The organism is Mixta sp. (assembly GCF_024610815.1).
Lineage (GTDB): Bacteria > Pseudomonadota > Gammaproteobacteria > Enterobacterales > Enterobacteriaceae > Mixta > Mixta calida.
Window position 1 is genome coordinate 1 of the sequence record NZ_JANION010000100.1, and the last position, 11,002, is coordinate 11,002.

Genomic DNA, 11,002 nt, shown 5'->3' on the forward strand with positions numbered 1-11,002 from the left:
ATACCAGCCAGCGCGACGTTGTCTCGCGGTTGCGCCAAAAGCCTGGCCCGCCCTTCAAAAGTGGATATCAGAAGAGTAAATTGAGCGGGTTTATTTCCACGGCAGGAATGCAGTTCTGTCAGTTAAGGCGCAAGTAATGAATACAATTATCGAAAAATCTTCGAAGCTGGATAACGTCTGCTATGACATACGCGGTCCGGTATTGAAAGAGGCCAAACGCCTGGAAGAAGAAGGCAATAAGGTGCTGAAGCTCAATATCGGCAACCCAGCGCCCTTCGGCTTCGAAGCGCCAGATGAAATTTTGGTCGACGTGATTCGCAACCTGCCGGGCGCGCAGGGCTACTGCGATTCCAAAGGACTCTACTCCGCACGCAAAGCGATTATGCAGCACTACCAGGCGCGCGATATGCGCGACGTCACCGTTGAAGATATCTATATCGGCAACGGCGTCTCTGAGCTGATCGTGCAGTCAATGCAGGCGCTGCTGAACAGCGGCGATGAGATGCTGGTGCCGGCGCCCGACTATCCGCTGTGGACCGCGGCGGTCTCTCTCTCCAGCGGCAAAGCGGTGCATTACCTCTGCGACGAATCCGCCGGCTGGTTCCCTGACCTGGCGGATATCCGCAGTAAAATCACTCCCCGCACGCGCGGCATCGTGATTATCAACCCGAATAACCCCACCGGCGCCGTTTACAGCAAAGAACTGCTGATGGAGATCGTGGAAATCGCGCGCGAACATAACCTGATTATTTTCGCTGACGAGATTTACGACAAAATTCTGTATGACGCCGCACAGCACCATTCGATCGCCGCACTGGCGCCCGATCTGCTGACCGTCACCTTTAACGGCTTGTCAAAAACCTACCGCGTGGCGGGCTTCCGTCAGGGCTGGATGGTGCTGAACGGGCCGAAAAAGCACGCGAAAGGCTATATCGAAGGTCTGGAGATGCTGGCGTCGATGCGCCTGTGCGCCAACGTGCCGGCACAGCACGCGATTCAGACCGCGCTGGGCGGCTATCAGAGCATCAGCGAATTCATTATGCCGGGTGGGCGTCTTTATGAGCAGCGTCAACGCGCGTGGGAGCTGATCAACGATATTCCCGGCGTCAGCTGCGTTAAGCCGCAGGGCGCGCTCTATATGTTCCCGCGCATCGATGCGAAAAAGTTTAACCTTCACGATGACCAGAAAATGGTGCTGGACTTCCTGTTGCAGGAAAAAGTGCTGCTGGTGCAGGGTTCCGCCTTTAACTGGCCGTGGCCGGATCATGTGCGCATCGTTACGCTGCCGCGCGTTGACGATCTGGAGATGGCGATCGGCAAGTTCGGACGTTTCCTCGAAGGCTACCGGCAATAGTCGGCCGCATGACGCGCGCAGCCGCTGTAGCGTGCGTCATGAAAAGGCTATACTGTGTCGCTGCGGAGATCGGGTTCGCCGGTTTCCGCAGCCGCCCTGAGGAGACGCCTTTTTCATGAAGCAGAGCCACTTTTTCGCCCATCTTTCCCGTCTTAAACTGATCAACCGCTGGCCGCTGATGCGCAACGTGCGCACGGAAAATGTCTCTGAGCACAGCCTGCAGGTGGCGATGGTCGCCCATGCGCTGGCGCTGATTAAAAATAAAAAATTCAATGGCAGCCTGAATGCGGAGCGCATCGCGCTGATCGCGCTCTATCATGACGCCAGCGAAGTGCTGACTGGCGATCTGCCGACGCCGGTAAAGTATTACAACGCCCAAATAGCCCATGAATATAAAAAGATCGAAGAAATTGCGCGCCATAAGCTGATTGAAATGTTGCCTGCGGAATTGCAGGACGCCTGGCGTCCGCTGCTGGATGAACAACAGCAAAGCGAGGAGGAAACCGCGATTCTTAAGCAGGCCGACGCGCTGTGCGCCTACCTGAAGTGCCTGGAAGAGCTTTCCGCCGGCAACAACGAGTTCCGGCGAGCGTTGGCGCGCCTGGAGAAAACGTTGCAGCAGCGGCGCAGCGAGGAGATGGATTACTTTATCGAGGTCTTTGTGCCAAGCTTCAGCCTCTCTCTGGATGAGATATCCCAGGACACCCCGCTGTAAGTCAGAAAGGAAACAGCAGCGGCACCAGCAGCACGCTGACCGCCATCACCACCAGCGTAAAGGGCACGCCGATTTTCACAAAGTCGCCGAAGCGGTAGCCGCCTGGCCCCAGCACCAGCGTATTGACCGGCGATGAGACCGGCGTCATAAAGGCGGCGGAGGCGGCGATGGCGATAATCATGGTGAAGGGATAAGGCGATACGCCCATCTGCTGCGCCGCCGCCACGCCAATCGGCGCCATCAGCACCGCCGTCGCCGTATTGGAGATAAACAGGCCGATAGTGGCGCACAGCACAAACAGGCAGAGCAGCATAACGTGCGGCCCTCTGCTACCAGCCACATCCATCAATCCCTGCACCACCAGCGCCACGCCGCCGGTCTTTTGCAACGCCAGCGCAAACGGCATCATGCCCGCGATCAGAATCAGACCCGGCCAGTGAATGGCTTTCCAGGCGCTTTCCATATCGATACAGCGGAATTTCCCCATCAGCAGACAGGCGATTAAGGCGGCGATGGGCCCCGGAATCACATCGGTGATCATCAGCGCCACCATCAACGCCAGGCTGAACAGCGCATGCGGCGCCTGACTGTGCGCCGGTACCGCCTCATCGATCTCGGCAGGCAACGCCAGCAGCAGCAGATCGCGTTTTTGCTGTTGCAGCTGCTGGATGCAGCGCCAGTCGCCGATCGCCAGCAGCGTATCGCCTACTTCCAGCGGCTCGTCGGTCAGCGTGCCCTCCAGCAGGCTGTTGCGTCGTCGGATGCCGATGATGCTGACGCCGAAGCGACTGCGAAAACCGAGCTCGCGCACGCTTTTGCCGGTCAGTTCGGAATCAGGAGTAAGCAATACCTCCGCCATGCCGACATCGCGGGCGCGGTCGGAAAAGTAGTCGCCGCGCAGGATCAGCGGCTCCAGCCGCTGCTCGCTGCAAAACTGCCGCAGATCGATCTCGGCGGCGGACATATCAATCAGCAACACGTCACGGTCGCGGAACGTCGTCTCGCCGGTCACCGTCACCATCACGCGGCGGAATTTACGCCAGCGCTCCAGGCCCACCACGTTGGCGCCATACTTTTCACGCAGTTTGAGATCGTCCAGACGACGGCCAATCAACGGCGAGCCTGCGCGTATCGCCAGACGGCGGGCGCGTCCGCTGAGACGATATTCACGGATAAGGTCGCGGAAGTTGCGGCGGCGCGGCGCGGCGGCGACGGCAGCGTCCGGCAGGGCGGCCAGCCAGTAGCGCGCCACCAGCATGTAGCCAATGCCCAGCGCCAGCACCACCAGGCCAATAGGGGTTACGGCGAAAAAGCTGAAGCCCTCCAGCCCTTCGCGCTGTAGCTCACTGTTTACCACCAGATTAGGCGGCGTCGCCACCAGCGTCATCATCCCGCTGATCAGCGCCGCCACGCTGAGCGGCATCATCAGCCGCGCCGGCGACGATCCGATTTTGGCGGCAACGCTCAGCACGACCGGAATAAAAATCGCCACCACGCCGGTGGAGCTCATAAACGCGCCCAGTCCGGCCACGGTCAGCATCAGCCAGAAAATCATTTTGCTTTCGCTGTTGCCGGCGATTTTCATGAGCCATTCGCCGGTTTGCAGGGCGACGCCGGTACGCACCAGCCCCTCGCCTATCACAAACAGCGCGGCAATCAATATCACATTGGGATCGCTGAAGCCGATGGTGGCTTCCTGCAGCGTCAGCGTACCGCTAAGTACAAACGCGATGATCACCAGCAGTGCGACGACATCCATTCGCAGCCTGCCAGACGCGAACAGCCAGACGGTCACCGCCAGCAGACCCAGCACCCACAGAAGTTGATTATTCACAGCATTCCCCGCCATCAGATGCGTCCTGAATGCGCAGCATGCCATAAAACAAACCCCGCGATAGCGGGGTTAAATCAATCAGTTTTGGGTTAGCACCGTGACCGTGCCGTCGGGCGCTTTGCTGATGCGCAGCGCGGTGAGCGTAGTGAGCTGCAACGCGGTCTCCGCCAGGCGCGGCGTATCGGCGGGCGCGTTGACGGCGATCACCGCGCAGCCGGCGGCGAGGCCGGAAAGGATGCCGGCAGGCGCGTCCTCTACCACTACACACTCTTCAGGTTTTAACCCCAGCAGCTTTGCGCCGGTCAGGTAGGCATCCGGCTCCGGCTTGCCGTTTTTCACCTGCTCGGCAGTGACAAAGTGGACCGGCAGCGGCAGTCCCGCCGCCTGACGACGCGCCGAGGCCACCGGCATCGAGCCGGAGGTGACGATCGCCCAGGGAATCTCAAGCGCGTTGAGCTGCTCCAGCAGATCGCGGGTGCCAGGCAGCGCGCGGACGCCGTCGGTATCCTCCGCTTCGGTTTTCTCCAGCAGGCGAAACTCCTGCTGGATCTCTTCTTCGCTGCTGCCGCGCATAAAGTGACGCAGTGAGGTGATAGCCTGCTTGCCATGGATAAAATTCAGGATCTCATCCGCATCAATAGCGTGACGTTTGCCCCAGTGAGTCCATGCGCGTTCCACCGCCGGTAACGAATCCACCAGGGTGCCGTCCAGATCGAACAAAAAGCCTCTACACTTCACTTGCGTTTCCTTCTCAGGCGTTGATGATTTGCGCAATCTCAGTCGCGCACAGATGATACTGCCGCGGACAGGTTTGCCAGGCGGCAAGCATACGTTGATATTTTTCCCACATCGGCGTCTGAGCGTTAAAGCCGTGCGTGCCGCCGTCAAAGTGGGTATAGCGCCCTTCCACATTGATCATAAAACGCACGTAGCCCAGATAGCGCGCTTCGGTCGCCGCGTCAAAGCCGAGGAACTGTAGCCGACGCTCGTCAATGTCCGCTCTCTCCTTCAGGTTTTCCCAGGAGACCAGCAGCGCATGGTGCATTTCCATTATATTGATAATGGTGCGGCATATCTCTTCGCTCAGCTCGCCAAATTCGCGATCCAGCTCGCGCATCTGCAGACTGTAGCCTCGCTCAACAATGGTCTGCAACCGGCGATAGCGTTCGCCGTTGTCCGGGTCGAGCAGCGTCATCATTTTATACTGGTTAGAAAGAATCAAGCGCTGCGCGTGCGTCATATCCATCTTCAACTCCTGTTTCACGGCAAGGTAAAAAGATGTTCAAGAATCGCACAGCGTTCAAAAAGGCGGAATCATAAGCCCGCCTTTCTTTGATTTGAGCCAGGTTGCCGCAAAAAATTATCGGGCAACCGGCTATTCAGGCTCAGAGATCGTCGAGGAAGGTTTTGTCCAGCTGACGAAAGGCGCGCTTCAGCAGATCCGCCAACGCCTGATAGGTAGGTTTTCCCTCAAGCGGCGCAATGGCCTGGCCCGCCTGCTGCAACTTCTCACGCACCTCATGGAACCAGTGCAGCAGCGTCGGCGGCAGCGGCGTGACGGAGCGGCGACCCAGCCACCACAATCCCTGCATCGGCAGGCTGCAAGCGAATAGCGCGGTGGCCACTGCCGGTCCCAGCTGGCCGCCGAGCGCGATTTGCCAGGTCAGCGTGAAAACCGCCAATGGCGGCATAAAACGGATCGCAAACCGCGTGGCGGTCGTAATGCGGTTTTCCGGGAAAATTGGCGCGAGGCGTTTATCGTTCGGCCATGTTTTCATGTAGTGCTGCCCAAGCTGGAAGGTCTTAAACCAGCCGACGCTGGATTCATTTGCCATGGCTCACCTCAACTTCTTTCGCAAGATTTAAAAAATTTAAATAACGACACAACTTTCTATAACATCCTTCAAAAAATTTTGTTTTTGCTGGGGACTGCCGTTATTCTGGGCGCGTTATCAGCGCCCGCAAAACGGGTTATCCTCATTATCCTGAGGCCGAGCCGTTGAAAGCCAAGGGACTTTCAAATTTTTACGTAAAATTACCGTCTTTTTTTGCTGTCAGATAACTTTTTGCTGGCAGTATGATGGTAATCATTAATGTACCAGCTTTCATACTTTAGGATGATAGACTGATTGCGTTTTTTTTAGCCACTTTTGACTAATAGGTACTTCCATGTCGAGTAAGTTAGTACTGGTTCTGAACTGCGGTAGCTCTTCTCTTAAGTTTGCCATTCTCAATCCGGCTGACGGAGCAGAGTACCTGTCAGGTCTGGCCGAATGTTTCCATCTGCCCGAAGCGCGCATTAAATGGAAACTGGACGGCGCTAAACAGGAAGCTGCGCTGGGTGCGGGCGCCGCGCACAGCGAAGCCCTGAACTTCATCGTTAAAAACATTCTGGCACAAAAACCGGAGCTGTTGGCACAAATCGCTGCAATCGGTCACCGTATCGTCCACGGCGGCGAAAAGCTGACGCACTCCGTCGTCATCAGCGATGAGACGGTGCAGGATATCAAAGACGCTTCGCCTTTCGCACCCTTGCATAACCCGGCGCATCTGATCGGCATCGAAGAGGCGCTGAAAAACTTCCCGCATCTTTCTGATAAAAACGTAGCGGTTTTCGATACGGCTTTCCATCAGACGATGCCTGAAGAGTCTTACCTCTACGCCCTGCCCTATCATCTCTATAAAGAACACGGCATCCGCCGCTACGGCTTCCACGGCACCAGCCACTACTACGTGTCGCGTGAAGCGGCGCGCATGCTGAACAAGCCGGTCGAAGAGCTGAATGTGATTACCTGCCACCTCGGCAACGGCGCATCGGTTTCCGCAATCCGCAACGGCGAGTGCGTCGATACCTCTATGGGGCTGACCCCGCTGGAAGGCCTGGTAATGGGCACCCGCAGCGGCGATATCGATCCGGCGATCGTTTTCTTCCTGCATGATACGCTGGGCATGAGCGTTGACGCGATCAACAAAATGCTGACCAAAGAGTCCGGTCTGCTCGGCCTGACCGGCGTTACCAGCGACTGCCGTTATGTGGAAGAGAACTACACCACCAAAGAGGACGCCAAACGCGCGATGAATGTCTTCTGCCACCGCCTGGCCAAATATATCGGCTCCTATACGGCGATGATGGAGGGTCGTCTGGACGCCGTGGTATTTACCGGCGGCATCGGCGAAAATGCGGCGATGGTGCGCGAGCTGTCGCTGGCAAAGCTCTCCCTGCTGGGCTTCGAAGTGGACCATGAGCGCAACCTGGCGGCGCGCTTCGGACAGGAAGGCTTCATTAACAAGGAAGGCACCCGTCCGGCGCTGGTGATCCCGACCAACGAAGAGCTGGTCATCGCCCGCGACGCCGCGCGTCTTACCGCATAAGTTTTTCTCCGTCAGCCTCGGCTGACGGAGTTGTTTTGACACCCTGAAATACCTGAGAGGTTTACTGTGTCACGTACCATTATGCTTATTCCTACCGGCACCAGCGTCGGGTTGACCAGCGTCAGCCTCGGCGTTATCCGCGCGATGGAGCGCAAAGGGGTCCGCCTCAGCGTGTTCAAACCCATCGCCCAGCCCCGCGCCGGCGGCAATGCGCCTGACCAGACCACGACGATTATACGTAAAAACTCCTCAATCCCCGCCGCTGAGCCGCTGCAAATGTCGCGCGTTGAGTCGCTGCTCGGTTCCAATCAGCAAGATGTGCTGATGGAGGAGATCATTGCCCGCTACCATGCCAATACGCAAGACGCTGAAGTCGTGCTGGTAGAAGGCCTGGTGCCGACGCGTAAACATCAGTTCGCCAACGCGCTGAACTACGAAATCGCCAAAACGCTGAACGCGGAGATCGTCTTCGTGATGGCGTTGGGCAACGATTCCCCCGCCCAGCTGAAAGAGCGCATCGAACTGACGCAAAGCAGCTTCGGCGGCAGCAAGAATAAAAACATCACTGGCGTTATCATCAACAAACTCAACGCGCCGGTGGATGAACAGGGCCGCACCCGTCCCGATCTGTCAGAAATCTTCGATGACTCCACCAAAGCCAGCGTCGCCAACATCGATCCGAGCCAGCTGTTCGCTAACAGTCCACTGCCGGTGCTGGGCTGCATTCCGTGGAGCTTCGATCTGATCGCCACCCGCGCGATCGATATGTGCCGTCACCTGAACGCACGCGTGATTAACGAAGGCGAAATACAGACCCGCCGCGTGAAATCCGTGACCTTCTGCGCACGCAGTCTGCCGCATATGCTGGAGCACTTCCGTCCCGGTTCGCTGCTGGTCACCTCCGCCGATCGCCCTGACGTGCTGGTCGCCGCCTGCCTCGCCGCGATGAACGGCGTAGAGATCGGCGCCATCCTGCTGACCGGCGGTTATGAAATTGATGACCGTATTTACAAACTCTGCGAACGCGCGTTCCAGACCGGCCTGCCGGTGTTTATGGTTAACACCAACACCTGGCAAACCTCGCTCAGCCTGCAAAGTTTCAACCTGGAAGTGCCCAGCGACGATACGCAGCGCATTGAGAAGGTGCAGGAGTATATCGCCAGCCATATCAACAGCGACTGGGTAGAATCGCTGACGGCCGCTTCTGAGCGTAGCCGTCGCCTTTCTCCGCCAGCCTTCCGCTATCAGCTGACCGAGCTGGCGCGCAAAGCGGGCAAACGCATCGTGCTGCCGGAAGGCGACGAGCCGCGCACCGTGAAGGCGGCGGCGATTTGCGCCGAGCGCGGCATCGCGCAGTGCGTACTGCTGGGCAACCCGGACGAAATCCATCGCGTCGCGGCGGCGCAGGGCGTTGAGCTGGGCAAAGGCATTGAGATCGTCGATCCGGAAGAAGCGCGCAATAACTATGTAGCGCGCCTGGTCGAGCTGCGTAAAAACAAAGGCATGACCGAAGTGGTGGCGCAGGAGCAGCTGGAAGACAATGTGGTGCTGGGCACCATGATGCTGGAACGCGATGAAGTGGACGGCCTGGTTTCCGGCGCCGTGCACACCACCGCCAACACCATTCGTCCGCCGCTGCAGCTGATTAAAACCGCGCCGAACAGCTCGCTGGTGTCATCGGTATTCTTTATGCTGCTGCCGGAGCAGGTGCTGGTTTACGGCGACTGCGCCATCAACCCGGATCCGACCGCCGAGCAGCTGGCTGAAATCGCTATTCAATCTGCGGATTCCGCCGCGGCATTCGGCATCGAGCCGCGCGTGGCGATGATCTCCTATTCGACCGGCAACTCTGGCGCTGGCAGCGACGTGGAGAAAGTCCGCGAAGCGACGCGTATCGCGCAGGAAAAACGCCCGGATCTGGTGATCGACGGCCCGCTGCAATATGACGCGGCGATTATGGAAGACGTGGCGAAATCGAAAGCGCCGAATTCGCAGGTTGCCGGACGCGCAACGGTATTTATCTTCCCGGATCTGAATACCGGCAACACCACCTACAAAGCGGTGCAGCGTTCCGCCGATCTGATCTCCATCGGGCCGATGTTGCAGGGTATGCGTAAGCCGGTGAACGATCTGTCACGCGGCGCGCTGGTTGACGATATCGTCTATACCATCGCTCTGACCGCGATTCAGGCGTCACAGGCGCAGGAACAACAGGGTTAATGACCTCTGTTTAAAAGGCGGCCTGCGGGCCGCTTTTTTTGTTTTTCAGCTGCCACGTTCGTGATTTTCGTTAATCTGTTCTTCCCACCCTGCTACTGTCCTCCTGCGTCGATCATTAGTGCCATTATTTACTTTTCATCTCATGGAAAAATATAAAACGCCATTTTAATTAACCTGTAATTATACTGCCTGCAATAGTGAAAAATCGTTAAAAATAAACGAAGCGGTAAACTTTTGGTTTATTTTATGTCGCAAATTAGCAAATTAATTTGGTCAAATCGCTATTCCCTAACTAGCCTTAAATTGCCTGAAATAAGAGGTATCACTATTTTTCACGCAAGTTGAAAGAACAATTCTGTGGCAACGGCTTAAAAGATAAGGATAGGGAGTAAATATTATGAGTGAACATCCTGAACATCTCCGCAACCGGCATGACGCAGCCTGGGTGGACTCAGTGAATGGTGTACCGCTAAAGCGCATTTCATGGAGCGCTATCTTTGCTGGCGTTATTAGTTCCGTGGTGATCCACCTGTTATTAACCTTACTGGGCACTGCCGTTGGCACATCCAGCATCGATCCGCTGCATGAGCAAAACCCACTGGACGGTATCGGCACCGGCGCGGCGGTCTGGACCGGCATCAGCATGCTGGTTTCCATCGCCGTCGGCGCCTGGGTCAGCGGCCGACTCGCACAGCGTGAAGGCATGCTGCACGGCCTGTTAATGTTCGGCGTCAATACGCTGTTCAGCGTCTGGCTGGCGATCATGCTGGTCAACTACACCATGAGCGGCGCCATGAACGTGATGGGCGCTGGATTGAATGCTATGGGCAGCACGATTTCCGCCGTTGCGCCGAAGGCGACGCAGATGGCGAGCGACAAGCTGCAGGAGAGCGGCATTAACCTGGACGATCTGCAAAACGAACTGGAAACTACGCTGCGTCAGACCGGCAAACCTGAATTGCAGCCGGAAAACCTGCAGCAGGATGCGCAAAATGCGGCGAACAGCGCGCAGAACCAGGCGCAGGCCACGGCTAATAATCCGCAAAACGCCGACACCGATATTACCAACTGGGTGAAAGGCTTAATTAACAGCAATCAGGATACCCTGCAGGCCGCTGACCGCGACGCGCTGAAAAATATCATTAAGGCGCGCACCGGAAAAACCGACGCCGAAGCGGAACAGATTGTCGATCAGACAGAGAAAAGCTATCAGCAGGCGCGTCAGAAATACAATGAGCTGAAACAGCAGGCGGAGCAGAAAGCACGCGAAGCCGCTGATAAAGCCGCTGCCGCTACCGCGAAAGCCAGCTGGTTCGCCTTCTTTATGCTGATTATCGAAGCGATTCTGGCCGGTGTGATGGGTATGGTAGGTCGTCGTACGCAACCGCGTCAGGTGCTGAGCCATCAGCGTCCGACCAAACGCGACTAATCCGCCAGCGCATACAGCCATCTCCTCTGGGGACGGCCCTGACAAATAAGGCGACCTGCAGGTCGCCTTATTTGTCAG

At 57.2% G+C, this 11,002-nt stretch carries 9 protein-coding genes; 5 read left to right on the forward strand and 4 right to left on the reverse strand.

Translation table 11 applies throughout. The features are described from left to right. The first annotated feature begins 136 nt into the window (after nt 1–136). Nucleotides 137–1,354, forward strand: a complete 1,218-nt coding sequence (locus tag MYY08_RS06710; protein WP_038625072.1) for a pyridoxal phosphate-dependent aminotransferase — start codon at nt 137–139, stop codon at nt 1,352–1,354. 115 nt (nt 1,355–1,469) lie between these two features. After that, nucleotides 1,470–2,069, forward strand: coding sequence for a 5'-deoxynucleotidase (gene yfbR / locus MYY08_RS06715; RefSeq protein ID WP_038625070.1), 600 nt, complete (start codon nt 1,470–1,472; stop codon nt 2,067–2,069). A 1-nt stretch (nt 2,070) separates the two neighbouring features. Here the strand turns inward: yfbR and MYY08_RS06720 are convergent, their stop codons facing one another. The 4 genes from MYY08_RS06720 to yfbV all read right to left on the reverse strand — a co-directional run bounded on the left by MYY08_RS06720 (nt 2,071) and on the right by yfbV (nt 5,738). After that, nucleotides 2,071–3,903: an SLC13 family permease gene (locus tag MYY08_RS06720; RefSeq protein ID WP_288013848.1), complete on the reverse strand. Its 1,833-nt coding sequence runs from the start codon at nt 3,901–3,903 to the stop codon at nt 2,071–2,073. Between the two features lie 78 nt (nt 3,904–3,981). Further along, nucleotides 3,982–4,641 carry a sugar phosphatase gene (locus MYY08_RS06725; RefSeq protein ID WP_288013849.1) on the reverse strand — a complete coding sequence of 220 codons (660 nt, stop codon included), beginning with the start codon at nt 4,639–4,641 and terminating at the stop codon, nt 3,982–3,984. A 13-nt stretch (nt 4,642–4,654) separates the two neighbouring features. Then, on the reverse strand, nt 4,655–5,149 hold the full coding sequence (locus MYY08_RS06730; protein WP_038625066.1) for a YfbU family protein: 495 nt from the start codon (nt 5,147–5,149) through the stop codon (nt 4,655–4,657). Nucleotides 5,150–5,288: 139 nt separating this feature from the next. Next, nucleotides 5,289–5,738 carry a terminus macrodomain insulation protein YfbV gene (gene yfbV, locus MYY08_RS06735; RefSeq protein WP_038625064.1) on the reverse strand — a complete coding sequence of 150 codons (450 nt, stop codon included), beginning with the start codon at nt 5,736–5,738 and terminating at the stop codon, nt 5,289–5,291. 334 nt (nt 5,739–6,072) lie between these two features. Here yfbV and ackA point away from each other — a divergent pair, with 334 nt between their 5' ends. The 3 genes from ackA to MYY08_RS06750 all read left to right on the forward strand — a co-directional run bounded on the left by ackA (nt 6,073) and on the right by MYY08_RS06750 (nt 10,924). Further along, nucleotides 6,073–7,275 carry an acetate kinase gene (ackA, locus tag MYY08_RS06740; protein ID WP_038625062.1) on the forward strand — a complete coding sequence of 401 codons (1,203 nt, stop codon included), beginning with the start codon at nt 6,073–6,075 and terminating at the stop codon, nt 7,273–7,275. A gap of 66 nt (nt 7,276–7,341) precedes the next feature. After that, entirely contained in the window at nt 7,342–9,495 is a 2,154-nt protein-coding gene (gene pta / locus MYY08_RS06745; RefSeq protein ID WP_425325811.1) for a phosphate acetyltransferase, read from the forward strand. Nucleotides 9,496–9,892: 397 nt separating this feature from the next. After that, nucleotides 9,893–10,924 (forward strand): TIGR04086 family membrane protein, encoded by a 1,032-nt coding sequence (locus MYY08_RS06750; protein ID WP_038625058.1) that lies wholly within the window; start codon nt 9,893–9,895, stop codon nt 10,922–10,924. The last annotated feature ends 78 nt before the right edge of the window (nt 10,925–11,002 follow it).

Coding starts and splice junctions, on each gene's coding strand:
- MYY08_RS06710 (WP_038625072.1), top strand. CDS start 137: ATGAATACAATTATCGAAAAATCTTCGAAGCTGGATAACGTCTGCTAT.
- yfbR (WP_038625070.1), top strand. CDS start 1,470: ATGAAGCAGAGCCACTTTTTCGCCCATCTTTCCCGTCTTAAACTGATC.
- yfbV (WP_038625064.1), bottom strand. CDS start 5,738: ATGGCAAATGAATCCAGCGTCGGCTGGTTTAAGACCTTCCAGCTTGGG.
- ackA (WP_038625062.1), top strand. CDS start 6,073: ATGTCGAGTAAGTTAGTACTGGTTCTGAACTGCGGTAGCTCTTCTCTT.
- MYY08_RS06730 (WP_038625066.1), bottom strand. CDS start 5,149: ATGGATATGACGCACGCGCAGCGCTTGATTCTTTCTAACCAGTATAAA.
- MYY08_RS06750 (WP_038625058.1), top strand. CDS start 9,893: ATGAGTGAACATCCTGAACATCTCCGCAACCGGCATGACGCAGCCTGG.